Source organism: Colwellia sp. BRX8-7 (genome assembly GCF_014077275.1).
Taxonomy (GTDB): domain Bacteria; phylum Pseudomonadota; class Gammaproteobacteria; order Enterobacterales; family Alteromonadaceae; genus Colwellia_A.
In genome coordinates this window covers 59,171-78,963 of sequence record NZ_JACGVP010000006.1, presented here as the reverse complement: position 1 = coordinate 78,963, position 19,793 = coordinate 59,171, and the positions used below count along the sequence as shown (strand labels likewise).

The 19,793-nt window shown below is 37.9% G+C and carries 11 protein-coding genes; all 11 read left to right on the top strand.

Annotated features, from left to right (window positions below; genetic code table 11):
- The first annotated feature begins 104 nt into the window (after nt 1–104).
- The 11 genes from H4J57_RS07525 to H4J57_RS07475 all read left to right on the top strand — a co-directional run bounded on the left by H4J57_RS07525 (nt 105) and on the right by H4J57_RS07475 (nt 19,735).
- Nucleotides 105–515 carry an ABC transporter substrate-binding protein gene (locus H4J57_RS07525; RefSeq protein WP_182242422.1) on the top strand — a complete coding sequence of 137 codons (411 nt, stop codon included), beginning with the start codon at nt 105–107 and terminating at the stop codon, nt 513–515.
- A 669-nt stretch (nt 516–1,184) separates the two neighbouring features.
- Complete coding sequence (agaR, locus tag H4J57_RS07520; protein WP_182242421.1) at nt 1,185–1,964, top strand: transcriptional repressor AgaR; 780 nt, start codon at nt 1,185–1,187, stop codon at nt 1,962–1,964.
- Nucleotides 1,965–2,907: 943 nt separating this feature from the next.
- The gene (locus tag H4J57_RS07515; protein ID WP_182242420.1) at nt 2,908–7,440 is read left to right on the top strand and encodes an NPCBM/NEW2 domain-containing protein; all 4,533 of its coding nucleotides are present in this window, start codon (nt 2,908–2,910) and stop codon (nt 7,438–7,440) included.
- Nucleotides 7,441–7,683: 243 nt separating this feature from the next.
- Nucleotides 7,684–7,923, top strand: coding sequence for a DUF4277 domain-containing protein (locus H4J57_RS07510; protein ID WP_182242419.1), 240 nt, complete (start codon nt 7,684–7,686; stop codon nt 7,921–7,923).
- Nucleotides 7,924–8,688: 765 nt separating this feature from the next.
- Nucleotides 8,689–12,042, top strand: a complete 3,354-nt coding sequence (locus tag H4J57_RS07505) for a glycoside hydrolase family 2 TIM barrel-domain containing protein (protein ID WP_182242418.1) — start codon at nt 8,689–8,691, stop codon at nt 12,040–12,042.
- A gap of 117 nt (nt 12,043–12,159) precedes the next feature.
- The gene (locus H4J57_RS07500; protein WP_182242417.1) at nt 12,160–13,203 is read left to right on the top strand and encodes a UDP-glucose--hexose-1-phosphate uridylyltransferase; all 1,044 of its coding nucleotides are present in this window, start codon (nt 12,160–12,162) and stop codon (nt 13,201–13,203) included.
- Nucleotides 13,203–14,375 (top strand): galactokinase, encoded by a 1,173-nt coding sequence (gene galK, locus H4J57_RS07495; protein ID WP_182242416.1) that lies wholly within the window; start codon nt 13,203–13,205, stop codon nt 14,373–14,375. Before H4J57_RS07500 ends, galK begins: the two co-directional genes overlap by 1 nt.
- A 92-nt stretch (nt 14,376–14,467) precedes the next feature.
- Nucleotides 14,468–16,042 (top strand): sodium/sugar symporter, encoded by a 1,575-nt coding sequence (locus H4J57_RS07490; RefSeq protein WP_182242415.1) that lies wholly within the window; start codon nt 14,468–14,470, stop codon nt 16,040–16,042.
- Nucleotides 16,043–16,102: 60 nt separating this feature from the next.
- Nucleotides 16,103–17,128, top strand: a complete 1,026-nt coding sequence (gene galE, locus H4J57_RS07485) for a UDP-glucose 4-epimerase GalE (RefSeq protein ID WP_182242414.1) — start codon at nt 16,103–16,105, stop codon at nt 17,126–17,128.
- The gene (locus H4J57_RS07480; RefSeq protein WP_182242413.1) at nt 17,128–18,135 is read left to right on the top strand and encodes an aldose epimerase family protein; all 1,008 of its coding nucleotides are present in this window, start codon (nt 17,128–17,130) and stop codon (nt 18,133–18,135) included. The genes galE and H4J57_RS07480 overlap by 1 nt, the downstream gene beginning before the upstream one ends.
- Before the next feature lie 1,282 nt (nt 18,136–19,417).
- Entirely contained in the window at nt 19,418–19,735 is a 318-nt protein-coding gene (locus H4J57_RS07475; RefSeq protein ID WP_182215849.1) for a VF530 family DNA-binding protein, read from the top strand.
- The last annotated feature ends 58 nt before the right edge of the window (nt 19,736–19,793 follow it).

Here is a 19,793-nt window from a genome sequence, read left to right as displayed (position 1 = left end):
CTTGCATTTTATTTACTGAAATACACATTAGTATTTTTTTAAGCTTATCCTCTCATGCCGCTTACTCAAACTTGCCAGAGTGTAAAAATGCATTAAGGCTAGGTGTGATAGAGGAATGGTATCCCTATGTATATCAAGATGAAAAGGGGGGCAGTGCGGGCGCTGATACAAATTTACTTTCTCAAATACTAAACATTATGGGTTGTCGTTTAGATATTATTTATTTTCCTGAGCGTCGTATGTTCAAAGAATTTGAGGCAGGACATGTTGATATTGTCCTTGGCGCAAGTAAAAATAAGGGTAGATTAGATAAATTTTTATACTCCAAGCCTTACCGGGTGGAAACAAATAAATTTATCCATCGAATTGATGATAATGATATATCCGAAAAATCAACATTACTACAGATAATTTACCTTAAAAAAATATCGCAGTTAATCTTGCTGGCCGGTACGGAGTTGAAATTGAAGCAGCGAAAAAGAAAAATAACTCTTTTGTTTATTCTTCTTCAGTAATGACGCGACTAAAATTGTTGGACTACAATCATATAGATATTGTAATTGATGATGCCTTAGTCTTGTGTTGTGAGTTACAACGTACTGGTTATAAAGAACTAAAAATTCACTCGACCATATTATCACAAGAGCTGATACATTTTATATTCAGTAAGAAATCAATAAGTTCAAACTTTGTTAAACAATTCAACTTTATATTAGATAGTTGGGAAAAAACAGGCCGTTTATCCGCGTACTATGCCGACGTGTTACCCAAAGAATGTTTTTAAAACTAATGTGGCTATTTGTGAGCGGTAAACGCTATACAGAATAATTTAAAATACACGAGTACGCTAACCAACTGAATATATAAATAATTTCTCAAATTGAAATGCTTAGAAGCTACTGTAACTGACAGACTGCCTAATATAATAACTCCCAATTAAGGTAAAACCTCAATTTATTATATCCATAATACTCAATGGTAATCACCATTACTCTTTCAATTAAGCTTTCACTATATTTAGATTTTATAAGTTTTTATTAAAGAAAAAACAATAGCTATGTTTTCAATCGGCTGTGAATTCCTGCGTAAGCTAAGTTAAAAGTCACTTTGCTTTTTTGAAACCTTGTGAAAGAACTCTTTGCTTGATAGGATAACAACTTAAGCTTATAACGAATCTAAGAATTATGTTAACAACTATAGAAAGACGCTTGGAAATTGTTGAGACAACTAATGATAAAGGGAAGGTAGATGTTGCGGAACTTGCAAAAAAATACGTCGTATCAACCGTAACTATCCGAAATGATTTAAATAATTTAAGTGATAAAGGGTTAGTTATTCGTTCTCGTGGTGGTGCAGTAATAAATAGTCGTATTGCTAAAGAATTGTCGGTCAAAGAGAAACATTGTGAACATTTATCTGTTAAACAGAAACTTGCTGTTGTTGCTGCTAGTTTAGTTAATGACGGTGAGTCAATTATTTTAGATTCTGGCACCACTACTGAAGAAATAGCAAAGCAGCTTCATAATCATAAAAATTTAGTGGTTATGACTAATGGTTTGAATATTATCGCAGAGTTGGCGGCAGGTGGTGATGCTGAAGTCATGAGTACCGGTGGTACATTACGTAAAAAATCGTTGTCTTTTTATGGGAGAAAGGCGGAATCAAGCTTAACAAACCTACGTTTTGACAAAGTCTTTCTAGGTGTTGATGGTATTGATGAAAAAGCAAACTTAACTACTCATTTTGAACACGAAGCCACCCTAAATAGCATGATGTGTGACATTTCTAAAGAAGTGATTGCGGTAACAGATTCTTCTAAATTTAATCGTAATGGTTTCTATATTATTAGTTCTTTGGATTCTATTGATACGCTGTTAACTGATAGTAGAATTCCTCAATATTATAAAGATTATTTAGCAGAAAAACGCATTAATTTGATAATTGTACCGCATCCAGATGATTAAATATTTTCTTTAACTTAACGCTATATATTAATATCTTTTTACTTAAAATTATCTAATCGTGCTTAGCATTAATTACAGCACTGTATATAATAAGACTGAAATTCATTGTTAAAGATAGCTTCTAAGAGGCATTATATGTAGGGGGCGAGATTTCCTCACAAACGGGTAAAGTGGTAGGTAAAATTGGCTAGAGTTTTTTAGTTTAGATAGTATATTTGATCTTACTCATTTGGACTTAATCTAGCCTTGTAAGTATGTCGCCTCGTCTGATTATAATAATTACATGATGTAACTAATAATCATTTGCTTAGCTTCATTAAATTTTTATTTCCTAAGGTTAGCACCCATTTTTCTTAAACTGCTAGTGTAATGCATCCTTTGATCTTAATTAATCATAACACCTTTTGGTTACCCTCGAATTCCATAAATCATCATTAAGCTTACACTGTTAATTTACTATCCGGTGAGTTTTACAGTGACCAGTCATGAGTCTCTACTAAAATAAATTAATAAATATAGCAAGGAAAGACCAATAATACCTATAGAAATATTTGTTAAATCACCACACAAATAGGTGTTTTCCTCGACCTCATAAAATTGATCTTTAAGTATGATTAGGATGGTTACATGCTCTTTATTTACTTTTTATAGTTATGAACTTTGAAAGTTTAGTAATTGCATCACCGCCATTAAGTTTTCTCTCTGTATCGACTTAACGAATAGCCTCGATTAGTAAGCATCTCTGTGATATTACTCGCGCGAATATGAACATCTAAACCGATCATAATTAATTAATGAATTGAATTACTAGTATCTCTATCATAGATAAAAATAAGAAAGTGTAAGCCAGAATCCTTTCACATGCTTATTTTGTGTGGTATTGTTAAAAATAAGGTCGTAACGTTTATTACTGCCTCCCTTAAAGAGGCAAGCCGGAATGTTGATGTATCAAAAATTAAAAAAAATTGTGTTTATTTTTATTGTCTCATTAAATCTATTGCTTTTATCCTGCTATTCATTCGCCAGTAAAACGCCTGGCTTAGCTAACACTACATATTTAGAACAGGATTTATTTACACAAGTATCATTCCCCTTAGTCGATAATACCACAGGGCTTTTCCCCTCAGATCATCCAGGTAGAAGGCATTACGGTGTAAATGTAATGACGATGCTTAATGGCTACATGGTAGGGGTTTTTGCGCCTGATGGTGGTGCTGGCCCAGGTGGTTGGATTGCATTAGATGTTTCTGATATAAAGAATATAACGCGTAAAACGTTAGTTTATGAACCACTAATTAACCCAGATCCTTTAGTTGCTGGTGAACGTACTCACGCAACAAATACACGGACCGCTAATTTTCGTGAGTCGCACTCATTCGGACTGAGTGAAGGTAATTTAATTGCTATTCAAACAGGCACTGGAATAGAAATTTGGGATTGGAGTGACATAGATACGCCTATCAGAAGATCAAAGTTAGCTATTTCTGGAGTAAATTTCGGTGATTATAATAACGTATCTTGGCAGTTGTTTTGGCAAGCACCTTATTTATACATTGGTCGTGGGAATTCGGGGTTAACTATTGTTGATACGACTCATGTTGATGCGCCTGTTGTTATTGAAACATTTCCTACCAGTGTTTTAGGTGGTTTTAACGTAGGTCCTATTTTCGCACTCGGAAACGAGATGTATATTTCTAGTATGGAAACGACCTCGGGTTTTTCTATTTTGAACATCTCAGATCCCGTAAAACCAACGTTACTTAAAACAGTAAAGTCGATCCCGAGAAATTATTACAGCTCTTGCTGGGATGGCGAAAAGGCTTATTTCGGCTCTCGTGCGGCATCCGGTGCGTTACATGTTTATGACACTACAGCAGAGGTGCCGACACTGATTAATAGTGCAAACACCGGGTTTGTAAATTTGTACTGCAACTTACAAGACGACAAATTGTTTCTGGGTAATCAAGAAAATATCTCGGCATTGGATGTGACTACTGTCGCTGACGGTACAATGTTGACGGTAAACGGTGAAGGCTCCTTAGATGTTCCTAGCGGTAGTGACCACGGTCAGGTATTTCCTTTTGGTAACTTAGTGTGGGTAGGTAATGATCATGGTAATGGTAGTGGTTTTTTGGCTACTCAAACGGCACCAGACACTTATCCGCCACAATTAGGACGAACTATTCCTGAGGCTGAATCGACTCATCAGTCAATAACCAGTCGTATTGGCTTGGCTTTATCAGACAGTGTGTTAATGGAAACGGTTAACGCCAGAACTTTTAGCGTGTATTTATCGCGTGGTGATGGTAAGCCTCTTGCGGGTACTTACAGTGTTAATTTAGGTTTTGTGAATTTTAGCCCTGCTGTTGATTTGTTCACTGATGAAATATACACAGTAGAGATTGAGGGGATTGAAGATGTTATGGGTAATGCTATGCCAGCCTATACTTACCAGTTCTCTACTGGAAAAATTGCTAGTCACGATATATCCATTTCAGCAGACACTGTCTCTATTGGACAGGTCACCAACTTCTCTGTATCGACGAATGCTGTATTAGGAGGTCCGATCTCGTACTCATGGGATTACGGTGACGGGCAAAATTCAGACTCTGCTAATAATGGTAATGTTGGCCATATTTACTCAGCATCAGGTCGCTACACTGCTACGCTAACGGTAGTTGAAAATCATCTAAGCACTAAACGTTCGGTTCAAGTCACTGTATATAACCCGCATACGGCTACCGCACCAACCACGACCAGCACTATAATAGCTGCAGGCTCTGCAGTGATTGCCGTAAACGAAGATAATAATAGCGTAACAGCAATTAATAATAATGGAAGTTTTACGAAAATTTGGGAAACAGAGGTCGGCACTCGTCCAAGGACATTGGCTGAAGCACCCAATGGGGATATCTGGGTGATTAACCAAGAAAGTGACAGTATTAGCATTTTAAGCAGCACCGGCATGGCGAAGGAAACTATCGCGCTAGATCGAGCTAGCCAGCCTTACGGTATTGTTTTTACGCCAGACGGCTATTACGCTTTAATTTCCTTACAAGGTAGTGGCTACCTACTTAAACTAAATGCAAGTACCGGCGTAGAGCTTGGGCGTGTACATGTCGGACATTCGGCTCGCGGTATCGCGGTAGATAGTTTTTCTTCTACAGCCTATACGACTATTTTTATTTCGCCTCAAGACCATGCTTTAGTTGTGCCTGTTAATATTGAAAATATGACGGTAGCGTCTCGTATTCGTTTAGACATTGATACGACCACTGATGATGGACCAGATCGTAGTCGAGGCATTGCAAACTACCTCAACGCCATTACTATTTCTCCAGACGGAAAACATGCTGTAGTGCCTTCAAATAAGGCCAATGTAGATCGCGGAGTGTTCTTAGATAATGATACAGAGAAAAGCTTAACCTTTGAAACCACAGTTCGGGCTATTGTGTCTGAGCTTGACTTAGACCTATTAACTGAAAACATCAGCCGCCAACTAGACTTTGATAATCGTGCTCAACCTAAAGCCATTGTATACAGTGAATTTGGTGATTATATGTATATAGCCATTGAAGGACAGAACAGTGTAGAAATTATTGATGTATACGATAACAACCGCGCTGGAGAACTTGAAAACACTGGTTTAGCGCCTCGTGGCCTAGTGAAAAATGATGTTCACTTGTTTGTGCATAATTTCATGTCGCGCTCTATTACGGTTTATCAAGTTGATGATTTTGAAGCCAATCAAACCGATCCTATTTTCAAAGCCAACATCAACACGGTGAGCAATGAAGTATTGTCGGCGCGAGTATTGGCCGGTAAGAAAATATTTTACAATGCCAAAGATCCTAGAATGTCGAAAGATGGTTATCTCTCATGTGCAAGTTGTCATACTGGAGGCGATTCCGATGGTCGTGTATGGGATTTTACTGACCGTGGCGAAGGACTACGTAATACCATTTCTCTTTTGGGGCGCCATGGCACGGGCTTAGGCAATGTGCACTGGACTGCAAATTTTGATGAAATTCAAGATTTTGAAAATGACATCCGTAATGGCTTCGGTGGTCGCGGTTTTATCAATGATGCTATTTTTCCTAGCGTTGCAAACCCGTTAGGAGCTCCGAAATCTGGCTTAAGCGAGAGTTTAGATGATCTAGCCTTTTATGTACAAAGTTTGAATAAGTTTTCACCCAGTCCGATGCGTGAGCAAAATGGTGATTTAACTAGCGCAGCGAAAGCGGGTGAAGCGCTCTTTACTACAAACGGCTGTGTGGTTTGTCACTCAGGAGAGTTTTTCACGGATAACAAGCGTCATGATGTCGGAACGATTCAGGCATCATCAGGTCAAGGTATCAGTGATTCATTAAGCGGTATTGGTTTTGATACACCGACTTTAATTGGCTTATTTGAAACAGCTCCTTATTTCCATAATGGACAAGCGGCAACCTTGAATGATGTATTGCAAACGGGCACCGAACATACCGTTGACGCTTCTTCAGAGCGAGAGAACTTAGTGGCTTATCTTGAGCAAATAGAGTACGCCGGCACCGTGTTGGTTGAGCCACCAGCAGTCAGCGAATACGTATATTTGAGTGATCTAACGGAATTACCAGGGCAAATTAATGGCTGGGGTCCTATCGAAAAAGACACAAGTAATGGTGAAGATGACGCCAATGATGGCAATGAAATCAGTATTGGCGGTACCGTGTTCCAAAAAGGCCTAGGGGTTCATGCTTATTCAGAGATAACGTATGACATTTCAGATCATGCTTATACCCATTTTAGCGCCATTGTTGGTTTGGATGATGAAAATAGCTTTGGCGAACTTGCTTTTGAAGTGATGGTAGATGGTATAAGTCAATTCACCAGTGGTAACATGACCAATGCAGATGGTGGCATATATGTGAACATCAATGTAGAAGGCGCTAATGAATTACGCTTAATTGTCACCGATGGTGGCAATGGTATAGGCTCTGATCACGCTGATTGGGCGGATGCGAAATTGTTACTACCAAGTGAAGTGATAAGTAACACTGTCCCCAGTGTAGATATTAGCGCCAGTACCATCATTGCCGATGAAGGGAGCCGTATTGTATTTATTGGTACTTCAACCGATGCTGAAGATGGAAATCTCAGCTCATTGATTCAATGGAGTAGTGATTTAGACGGTAGTATTGCCATAGGTAGTGAAATATCAGTGAGTAACTTAACCGTAGGTACTCACACCATTAGCGCTGTTGTGACGGACCAAGATGGCCTTAGTAATAGTGCGTCAGTAGTAGTAACTATTGAAGCGTTGGAGCCATCCACTGGTAACACGAAGAAAGCTAACGGCGGTTCAATAAGTTCATTGTATTTTGTCATGGTTTTCTTAATGCTTGGTTTAAGGCGTAGAAAGTACTTTAATAATCTCTCAAATTGGAAAGATTTATTAATTATCATTAGTTTTTTCAATAGAAAAATAATTAGATAGAAAAAATAAAAAATAAACAATAAAATTATAGAATCCATCGTTCATCTCTATATTTATAGACATGTGATCGGTGGATTATAGTAATAACGACAAATAGAGGGATCCTCTCCTTTTCATAAAGTAGTAGCGTACCACTGGCGAGTCGCAGGTTTTTGCAAAGAGATTGATTAAGCCCAAATTATTGATTAGGCAATTGGCGTCTCAGATAATAGAAATATCAGCGGTTGAGCGCTAGCTTTAGCAATGCTTATTAATGACCTAGGCTTTATTGGCCATACACGGCATATCTACAGTCAATATTTTCAAGATAAACCTCTTGAACGACTTATCACAGCAGGAGCCAAGCCTGGGCATATCAAGTATGAGGTGTTAGAACACTGTCTTGATGCACTTAATAAAAACGGCACCCCCCCCCTTTATCAAACCATAGGTTGTCTTTCAATTAATGGTAAAATCGTATCATGTGGTTTCATAAGGTTATGATATCGAAGATTTAAATTAACTCTTTAGTTTATCAGCTTTTAAGCTATAAATTGTCGAGCCTTGGCATATATGCTTTGAAATTTACATTTTTTAACTATCAATTTTTACATCTCTCAAATAATCAATATCTTCCCGTTTTTCTGCAGCAGATCGCACGGCACTAATGGCTAACAAAATAATATCGAGTAGGTTATGTTTTGAAAACGTTCAATGTGAAGGGCTGTAATTTAATTAAAGTGTTTCAAAAAAAGTAAAGGTTATTTTTGTTTAAAGGTCAATATGATGACTTGATCTGTTCAGTACCTGCTCCAATCATTACAATTTGTAATTATCTTGTCGCTGATTGAACCAAAGATCATCAATCTTTTCTTTAGGATGTGTCGTGAGTTTCATATACTTTCATTTGAGGGTGTTGGTTGTAATATTAGTTGGTGTTAAGGTCTGCTATTAAGTTGTTGTTTTATAAGTTGATAATTTAATTTATTATGTTTTTAGTGTTTTTGATATATATTTATCTCTGTGTTTTTATATTTAAAAGCAAAGAAATGAAAATAAAAGAAAGATAATTGATTGAGTTTTATCTTTCATTTGCTATTATCTATATAAATGTGTAGAAACTTGAAGATGCTTAAAAATTTCAGATGCAAGTAAATTGAGTGATAGCTGGCTATCACGATTCAGAGCAAGGCTGCAGGTAAGTATTTTGACTGTTGAAAACCTGCATCTAGAATGATTATGGGCGTATAACCACAATATAGGAATAACATGAATAAAAGTATTATAGCTGGCTTATTATGTAGCCTTTCACTGAGTGCTTGTGCTGAAAGTACTAGGAAACCCATTAAATTAATATCTAAAGATCTTAGTTATTATATTTCTAATGAGAAAATGATTGGTGAAAATAAAGAAGCACCACGTGCGAGCTTTACTTCTTTTACCACTTTCGACAATGCCATTTTGAATAATCCGACAGAAGCAAAATATTTCCAGTTACTTGACGGGCAGTGGAAATTCAATTGGGTACATTCTCCAGCTGAAAGGCCTTTAGATTTTTTCAATCCAAGTAAAGATATCAGCGACTGGGACAACATTAAAGTGCCCGGTAACTGGGAAGTTGAAGGTTATGGTGTACCTATTTATGTGAATCATCAATATGCATTTGCTGACAAAGCCTTTCCTGTAAGTAATGAAATGAAATTTATCGGTGCTATCCCTAAAAATCCAGGTATTGTTCCTATGGAAAACAATCCAGTTGGTTCATATCGTCGAGATTTCACCTTAGGTGAAGATTGGTTAGAAAAGGAAATATTTCTACAAATTGGTGGTATGAAGGCCGGTGGTTTTGTCTGGCTCAATGGAGAATATATCGGTTATTCTCAGGGGAGCAAAACGCCAGCAGAGTTCAATTTAAGCAAATATGCCAAAAGTGGTAAAAACACCTTGGCGGTACAAATTTTCCGTTGGACAGATGGCTCTTATCTAGAAGGCCAGGACTTTTGGGACATTAGTGGTTTTGAGCGCAGCGTTTATGTGTACGCACAACCTAAAATACGTATTCAAGATTTTCAGGTGACATCTATTTTAGATAGCGCGTATAAAAATGGTGAATTTGCGTTGACCTTAGATCTGCAGAATCACTTGGCGAGTAATGCTAAAGTAAAAGTAAGTTACCAAATTCTTGATAATAAGAACAATATTGTTGCGCAAGAGAGTAAACAGCTTAATACCAAACAAGGCGCTACTAGCACAGACTTTAGCGCTATCATTAAAAATGTCCGTCAATGGAACGCAGAGCACCCTGAATTATATACCTTAGTATTAGCTGTTCAAGATGAAAATGGCAAAACTCTAGAAGCCACATCAAGTAAAATTGGCTTCAGAAGTGTTGAAATTAAAAATGGCTTATTACTCGTTAATGGTCGTGCTATTAAATTAAAAGGCGTTAATACTCAAGAGCATAATCCGGAAACAGGCCATGTTATTTCTAGAGAGCTAATTGAACAAGATATTCGCTTATGGAAGAAACATAATATTAATGCCGTTCGATTGAGTCATTATCCACAACCAGATATGTTTTATGAATTATGCGACCAATACGGTATTTATGTGGTTGATGAAGCAAATATTGAGTCCCACGGTATGTACTATGGCGAACATTCATTAGCTAAAAAACCTAGCTGGAAAGCTGCTCATTTAGATCGCATGATTAGCATGGTAGAACGTGATAAAAACCATCCTTCCGTGATCATCTGGTCATTAGGTAATGAGGCGGGTAATGGGGTTAATTTTTATGATGGTTATAAGGCCATTAAAGCGGCTGATAATACTAAACGCCCTGTACAATATGAGCGTCCATATAAAAATAGTGATCCTCGATATCATGATATGGATGTTAATACCGACATTATTGCCCCCCAATACCCTTCTGTTGCCAACTTTGAAGATGTAGGTAATACAAAAACGAATAAGCCCTTCATCCCAAGTGAGTATGCACATGCTATGGGTAATAGCTCAGGCAACTTCCAAGATTATTGGGATGTGATTGAGCAACATGATAATTTGCAAGGCGGTTTTATTTGGGATTGGGTTGATCAGTCTATTTGGAAAACTAATGAAAAGGGTGAGCGTTTCTATGCGTTTGGAGGTGATTATGGTACTAAAATGCCAACCGACAATACCTTTTTAAATAATGGTATTGTTTTTCCAGACAGAACACCACAACCAGCGTTATTCGAAGTAAAAAAAGCCCATGAATTTATTAATTTTAAAGATAGGGGCATCACTCAAGCGAATGAACAAAGAATATTGATTGAAAATTTATATGAATTTACTGATCTTAATGCTTTTAATTTTACGGTTGAAATTAAAACTGACGGTAAAGTGATACAAAGCCAAGTTTTTGATCAAGTCAGTATAGAACCCCAAACAGGCCAACTCATTCGCGTTGATCTTAACGGTATTAAACTTCAAGAAAACACTGAATATTTCATGCTTATTTCTGCCACGCTAAAGCAAGCTTGGGGCCTTTTACCTAAAGGATATGAATTAGCTCATGAGCAAATGAAGCTAGCTTCATTAAGTAAGGTAAGCAAAACCAGTATTGAACAAGGCTCAAATTTAACGGTTCACAATAGCAAACAGCGAGTGACCATTAAAAATGAAAATATGAGTGTGACCTTTAATAGTCAAACGGGCTTAATGCTTGACTATCAATATCAGGGTCAAGCATTAATCAAGTCAGGGCAAGGTCCAAGTATTAATTTTTGGCGAGCACCTACAGATAATGATTTCGGCGCTCAAATGCACAAGCGTAATTTAGTATGGAAAGAAGCCACGTTAAATGCCGAATTAGTAACATTCAGTCATAAAAAACTTACTGATAATCAATATTTAGTCAGTACTGAATTTCATCTACCTAGTGTTGAGAGTAAGTTGAAAACCAGTTATACCATTTCAGGCAATGGCATGATAAAGATAGCAAATCAGCTTGGAGCAAGTCATTCTAAAGCAGATATGCCACGTTTTGGTATGCGTATGCAAATGCCAAAACAGTTTTCACAATTAACTTATTTTGGTCGTGGCCCATGGGAAAACTATGTTGATAGAAAAGCATCGGCCTTTATCGATCTTTATCAGTCAAGTGTCAGCGAACAGTATGTGCCATATATCCGCCCACAGGAAAATGGCTACAAAACAGGTACTCGCTGGTTGGCATTAATTGATGACAAGAAAAATGGCTTATTGATCGTTAGCCAACAAGATAAACCTTTAAGCTTTAGTGCCTTGCATATGCCTAATGAAGACTTTGATGTTACGAACGGCACTGATGGTTATCAGCATGTAGGGACAAAAAATCCACATTATATCGAAGATGGCAAGTTAGTTGCTAACTATGGTAAGCATACCACAGATATTAAGGAACAAGATCTGGTACAACTGAATATTGATTATGGGCAACGTGGTGTGGCCGGTGATAATAGCTGGGGTGCCAAAGCCATGGCTGAATATCAAATTAATGCTAATAACCCTCTGAGCTATCGATTTACCTTGGTGCCTTTTATTAACCATAATGTTGATGCACTTATTGAGTTAAGCAAGGACGTTAAATTTAAAAAATAATCCAGTTACATTTTGTCAGTTAGCTAGTCGAATATTCTTCTAGTTAATGGGAGGTAGGCATAGCTATTTGCCTACCTCACTCCCTCCCATTTTTCAATAATTGTGACTTATAATATTATGACTATCGAGTTTGATCCGACAGAACACCCGCATCGAAGATATAACCCTTTAATTGATGAATGGGTATTGGTTTCACCTCATCGCGCCAAACGACCTTGGCAAGGGCAAGTTGAAAAGCTTGATGAGCAAGAAAAGCCAAAGTATGACAAAGACTGTTTTTTATGTGCAGGCAATACCCGCATCAATGGTGAAAAAAATGATGACTATAAAGACACCTTTGTGTTCACCAATGATTTTGCCGCAATCAAACCAGATACGCCGAGTGTAGTCAGTGATGATCCGCTTTTTAAAATGGCCACAGAGCAAGGCGAGAGTCGAGTTATCTGTTTTTCACCAGACCATAGTAAAACCTTGCCACAGCTTTCAATAAAAGAAATTACCCATGTTATTGATACATGGCAGAGTCAATGTGAGGTATTAGGGAAAACGTATTCATGGGTTCAGGTTTTTGAAAATAAAGGCAGTGTCATGGGCTGTTCTAACCCACACCCTCATGGTCAGATTTGGGCACAACAGCAATTACCAACCCTAGTAATGAAAAAGCAAAATTCGCAGTTGGCTTACTTAGCGCAACATGGCAATAATTTATTGCAAGACTATGTTGTGAGAGAAGTTGCAAATAAAGAACGTATTGTGGTGATAAATGAAGATTGGCTGGTTGTTGTTCCTTATTGGGCCGCATGGCCATTTGAAACTTTGCTACTACCACGCTTTGCTGTGTCACGTATAACTGAGCTCAATGAAGCGCAAAAGTTATCACTCGCTGATATTCTCCAACAAATAACCATCAAGTATGACAATTTATTTAATTGTTCTTTTCCTTATTCCATGGGGTGGCACGGTGCACCTTTTGATGGACAGCAACATGATGAATGGACTTTACATGCTAGTTTCTTTCCTCCTCTATTAAGATCGGCTACGGTGCGTAAATTCATGGTGGGTTATGAAATGATGGCTGAAGCGCAACGAGACCTTACTGCAGAGCAAGCAGCGAATAGGCTCCGTGACTTGCCAACCACTCATTATAAGGATAGTAACTAATGAATTTTTCCGTTTCAGATTCACAAGACTTTAAACAACAAGCGCTTGTGCAAACTTTATTTGAGCAGCAATTTCAGCGCTCAGCAGCGCTAGTTTGTCATGCGCCAGGCCGAGTTAACATAATTGGTGATCATACCGATTACAATGATGGTTTTGTGCTGCCAGCAGCCATTAATTATGGTACTAGCATTGCAGCATCAAAACGTGAAGACAGGATAGTAAAAGTATACGCACATGACTGTGGGCCACAAATTAATGTGTTTAGTCTTGACGACATTACCTTTGATCAAAAAATGATGTGGAGTAATTATGTTAAAGGCACATTACAAGCGTTAATGAAAAAGCATCCTGAAATTAAAGGCGCGAACCTAGCGGTCACTGGAAATGTACCACAAGGTGCTGGTTTAAGTTCATCTGCCAGTTTTGAAATAGCTATCTTAAAAGCCTTTACTCAGCTTTATCAATTAGATTTAAATGGTGTTAATGCTGCGCTTATTGGTCAGCAAGCCGAGAATGATTTTGTCGGTTGTAATTGCGGCATTATGGACCAACTTATCTCAGCCATGGGACAGCAAGGTCATGCCATGTTACTTGATTGCAAAGACCTATCCTTTGAAGATGCGCCTATTCCAGACGATTTGACACTGTTTATTGTTAATTCAAATGTTAAACGTGGTTTGGTTGATAGTGCTTATAACTTAAGACGTCACCAATGTGAAACGGTGGCTAAGTACTTTGGTGTGTCTGCCCTGCGGGAAGTGACAATGGAGCAGCTTACTGCTGCCGAAGAGCAAATTGAGCCAGAATTGTTTAAACGTGCTCGTCACGTTGTTAGTGAAAATGCCCGTGCGGTAGCGACATTAAAGGCGTTAAAAGCCAATGATATGGCAACAATTAGTGCCGAGATGAAGGCGTCTCATATTTCTTTGCGTGATGACTTTGAAGTTACGACCAAAGAAATGGATGGCTTGGTTGATATGATTGATAGCGTCTTAGGTGAACAGGGCGGTGTACGTATGACCGGCGGTGGTTTTGGTGGATGTGTGGTTGCCTTAGTGCCTAATGATTTAGTGACCAAGGTAACGGATATTATCAATAGTAAATATGAGCAAGAATTTGGCTTAAGCCCCAGTATTTATCACTGTAATGCATCACAAGGTGCATTCAGGTAATTGACTAAATATAGAATCGAATAAAAGTTAAATAAATAAAATTAAAACTCGCGCAAAAAATAATTATAACTAAAAATCAAGGGTTACAAACGATGGACTTTACACATAAATTGGGGACGATAGATAGCACCATTTTTATTGTCTATGTCATAGGCCTGCTGTGCCTTGCCTTATGGGTTTCTCGTAATGAGAAAAAAGAAGGTGCGAATACAGAAGATTACTTTTTAGCTAGCAAGTCACTGCCTTGGTGGGCTATAGGGGCTTCGTTAATCGCCGCAAATATTTCAGCGGAACAAATTATTGGTATGTCAGGTTCTGGTTACGCTATTGGTTTAGCTATAGCCTCTTACGAATGGATGGCCGCCATTACCTTGGTATTAGTCGGTAAATACATGTTGCCTATTTTCTTGGAAAATAAAATATTTACCATGCCGCAATACCTTGAACAACGTTTTGATAATAAGGTAAAAACTACCATGGCTATTTTTTGGCTAGCGGTATACACCTTTGTTAACTTAACCGCGGTGTTATGGTTAGGTGGTATGGCCATTGAAACCGTAGCAGGTGTTGATTGGATGTTCGGCATGATATTTTTAGCCGTTTTCTCTGTTGCTTACTCTTTATATGGCGGCTTAAAAGCGGTTGCTTTTACCGACATATTACAAGTGGTGTTATTGGTCTTTGGCGGTTTGTTACTGAGTTATTTAGCCTTAGACGCCGTGGCTGATGGTCAAGGGTTTTTAGTCGGTTTTGGGATTCTTACCGACACAATGCCTGAGCATTTTGACATGATATTAAGTTCAGATAATGACCATTACATGAGCCTGCCAGGTATTTCTGTGCTAATTGGTGGCATGTGGGTAATGAACTTTAGTTATTGGGGTTTTAACCAGTATATTATTCAGCGTGCTTTAGCGGCTAAAGATTTAAAAGAAGCACAAAAAGGTATTGCTTTTGCCGCCTACCTTAAGTTATTAATGCCGCTTATTGTAGTATTACCCGGTATTGCAGCGGTAGTTCTTTATCCTACATTAACTACCCCTGATCAAGCTTATCCGTCAATGATGGCAATGTTACCTGTTGGTATTAAAGGGCTAGTTTTTGCTGCATTAGTTGCTGCCATAGTGTCTTCGTTAGCCTCAATGACCAATAGTATTTCTACCATCTTTACTATGGATCTTTATACACGTTATAAGCCCAACGAGAGTCAACGTCACTATGTACATGTTGGTCGTATTGCCGCGCTAGTTTCTTTGTGTATCGCGTTAATTGTTGCTCAACCCTTACTGGGTAAGTTTGACCAAGCGTTTCAATATATCCAAGAATTCACGGGTTTCTTTACCCCCGGCATCGTTGTTATATTTGTTATGGGTATGTTTTGGAAACGCGCAACATCATCGGGCGCGCTGTCAGCAGCCTTGGGCTCAGCAGTATTTTCGTTAGTACTTAAATTTACGTGGCCTGAGTTACCGTTTATGGACCGTGTTGGTTTAGTCTTTTTATTTTGTTTAGTGCTTTGTTATGGGGTTTCCATGTTAGGAAAACCTAATACTGCTGATAGTAGTGTGAGTTTAGAGCAGGTGAACTTTGCAACAACCAAGTCATTTAATGTCGCCGGAATAGGTGTAGTACTTATCCTTACAGCTCTATACGCCACTTGGTGGTAAACAAAACATAATAAGAAAAAGGCCAAGTTATTGGCCTTGTTACTTTTTAAGGACCAAAAAATGAATGTATTAGTCACCGGTGGTGCTGGATATATTGGCTCACATACCGTTTTATCGTTATTAGAAAATAATTATGACGTTATCGTGTATGACAATTTAGTCAACTCAAGTCTTGAATCTATTGATAGAGTTGAAAAACTAGCCGGAAAGTCGGTAACGTTTATTGAGGGAGATATCTGTGATAAAAATAAATTAAGCCAATTATTTAAACAGTATTCGATTGATGCTGTTATTCACTTTGCCGCATTAAAAGCGGTCGGAGAATCAACGAAAATACCGTTAAGCTATTATCAAAATAATGTCTATGGATCTGTTTGTTTGTTAGAGGTTATGCAACAGCATAATGTCCATAATTTTATTTTTAGTTCGTCAGCCACTGTTTATGGTGAAGAAAATGATGTGCCTTATGTAGAAACAATGAAATTAGGTACTCCTTCAAGCCCGTATGGTGCGAGTAAAGTAATGGTAGAGCATGTGCTGGCTGATTTTGCCCTCTCGGATAATAACTTTAGAGGCGTATCTTTACGCTACTTTAACCCCATTGGCGCTCACGAAAGCGGTACAATAGGTGAAGATCCTAAAGGAATTCCCAACAACCTGCTACCTTATGTCGCCCAAGTTGCTGTAGGTAAACGTGACGAACTTGCTATCTTTGGTGATGATTATCCAACTAAAGATGGTAGCTGCGAACGCGATTATTTGCATGTGATGGATTTGGCCCAAGGACATGTTGCGGCATTAGATTGGTTAAATCGTCAGAGTGATTTTAGCGGTGTTGAAGCCTTTAATTTAGGCACAGGTAATGGTATCTCAGTGTTTGAAATTGTGAAGGCATTCGAGCAAGTCATTAATAAAAAAATTCCTTTTGAAGTCTCACCTAGAAGATCCGGGGATTTACCCGCTTTTTGGGCAAATGCTAATAAGGCCAACAAGCAACTTAACTGGCAAGCAAGTCGAACGCTAGAACAAATGATGGAAGATACTTGGCGCTGGCAGTCAAATAACCCTAATGGTTATTTAGCTTAATGATTAATGAGAATATAGCTCTCGCAGAGGAACTGGCAACAGTAACACTGACCAATAACTATGGGATGTCTGTTGAAATTATTAATTTTGGTGCTCGAATTAAATCAATTAAATTTCCCGTTAATACTATACCAACGGAAATGACGCTAGGCTATGTATCGGCGCAGCAGTATGTAAATGATGAGTTCTATTTAGGCGCAACCTGTGGCCGAGTATGTAATCGTATTTCAGGTGGTAAATTTCAACTAGACGGTAAGCAATATCAGTTACCTCAAAACGACGGTGAAAATTGTTTACATGGTGGGAATGATAATTTTTCTTTTCGTTATTGGAAAATAGATAGGCAAAGCCTCACGAGTACTTCAGTGACTTTATCGCTAATTTCTCCCTGTGGAGACCAAGGTTTTCCTGGAGAATTAACCTTATCTGTTACTTATCAGTTAAGTACGGATAATAAACTTAGCATAAATTATTCAGCTAAGACTAACTTAGTCACAGTAATCAATTTGACTAACCATGCTTACTTTAACCTGGGGGAAAATGACTGCCAGTCATTATATTTACAAATGATGTCATCGGCTTTCCTAGAAACGGATGCTGCAAATATTCCAACGGGTAAAATAGTTTCCGTTTCAGATACTGATTATAATTTTAGAAAACCCGCTTGTATTGGCGATAGACAGCAGAAATCTCAAGATGAATCCCTTCAAGAAAAAAATGACTATGATCATTGTTTTGTTCTGGATAGCACGCCTTTTGGTGAGCCGAAAGCGGTGCTAACGTCTGTGCAGAATCAAATCAGTTTATCTATTTACACCGATCAGAGAGCAATACAGCTTTATACTGGCTTCTATTTAAGTGGAAAATTTAAGTCATATCAAGGGCTATGTTTAGAGGCGCAAAATTATACTGACGCAGAAAATAACAAACATTTCCCTAGTAATATCTTACAGCCTCATCAAGAATATCAGCGAAAAATTATTTATAAATTTGAATCAATAACATAACAAATCTATTACTTGTCATGGATCAGGTAATGGCACGACAATAGGCGGCCTTAAGGTTACTGCCGAAAATGGCTGGTTTGATAGCAAGGATATTGGAAGATTTGAACTATCTGGTGAGGGCTTTAAAGTCACCTTGAAGAATAAGGCTGGGGAGGAGGCTTTCCTATCTTGAGTATTGTCATTGCAGTTATATGTTTTCGCAGCCAAAGAGTTGGGTATGCTACCAATTTACTTCGATTTATAATTAATTTTTCTGAAACATATAAATGGAGATTTGTTTATATTGAATGTCCTAATACTGAGGCTATTAAAATTTTTGCTCAAAAATGGGGCTTAAATATAACGATACAGGGAATTTATACATTGGTGTTGACACACTTAGAAGAAACTTAGAAACATAGATACACGTTCTTCAAAATGTCATACCTTTTTTAAGAATGAAAATATTGTTTGGTATAGTGTTAGCCTGTAATCTTGGTTGCTAACTCATATGTAAGCTATTGATCTCAAATGACTGGTGCTGCAACTATTTCTGAACGAATATAAAATGATTTTAGATGTAAGTTGTTGTATTTGTGTTTAATTTTAAATTTTAGTGAGCATTCTTGAGGGGGTGGTGACTTAGGTAGTGAGAGTTCGAGTCTCTCAATCTGCACCAACACTATGAAAAAAGCTTACAGCAATGTAAGCCTTTTTTATTGCGCTAAATAACTGAATTACTAGACGCGTTAATTTGAAGGGGGTGTTGACTTAGGTCGTGAGAGTTCAAGTCTCTCCATCTGCACCAATACTATAGAAAAGGCTTACAGCAATGTAAGCCTTTTTTATTGCGCTAAATAACTGAATTACTAGACGCGTTAATTTGAAGGGGGTGTTGACTTAGGTCGTGAGAGTTCAAGTCTCTCCATCTGCACCAATACTATAAAAAAGGCTTACAGCAATGTAAGCCTTTTTTATTGCGCTAAATAACTGAATTACTAGACGCGTTAATTTGAAGGGGTGGTGACTTAGGTCGTGAGAGTTCGAGTCTCTCCATCTGCACCAATACTATAGAAAAGGCTTACAGCAATGTAAGCCTTTTTTATTGCGCTAAATAACTGAATTACTAAACGCGTTAATTTGAAGGGGTGTTGACTTAGGTCGTGAATAATATCTATGTCTGCTCATTGACAATATTAATTTTTCTATAAAGTTCTATCTGCACTTTTACCTGAGTTAAGCGCATAATTCTGTCAATATTTAGTAAACTTGTTACAATGCTATTTTTAAATTTAAGTAGACTATGAATAAAAGTAATGATCCACTCCACGGCGTGAAACTTGAACAAATCCTAACAGATCTAGAGAAGAAAATTGGTTGGGATAAGATGGGTGAGTTACTTAATATTCGTTGTTTCACCAATAAACCGCGCCTCAAATCAAGTTTGAAATTTCTGCGTACAACCCCTTGGGCACGCAGTAGAGTTGAAATTTTATACTTAAAAACATTTTGTAGTAAGCATAAAGAAACGGGGAAATTAATAAGGGGGATACTCGCCCAAAATACAGCAGTAGCAAAAACGACTTCCAACAAGCCCGCTCCCTTCGTTTGGCCAACATAGAAAAAAAAATAGACTTATGCGACTTTAAGATATTAACAGGACACCCAGCCTAGTAATT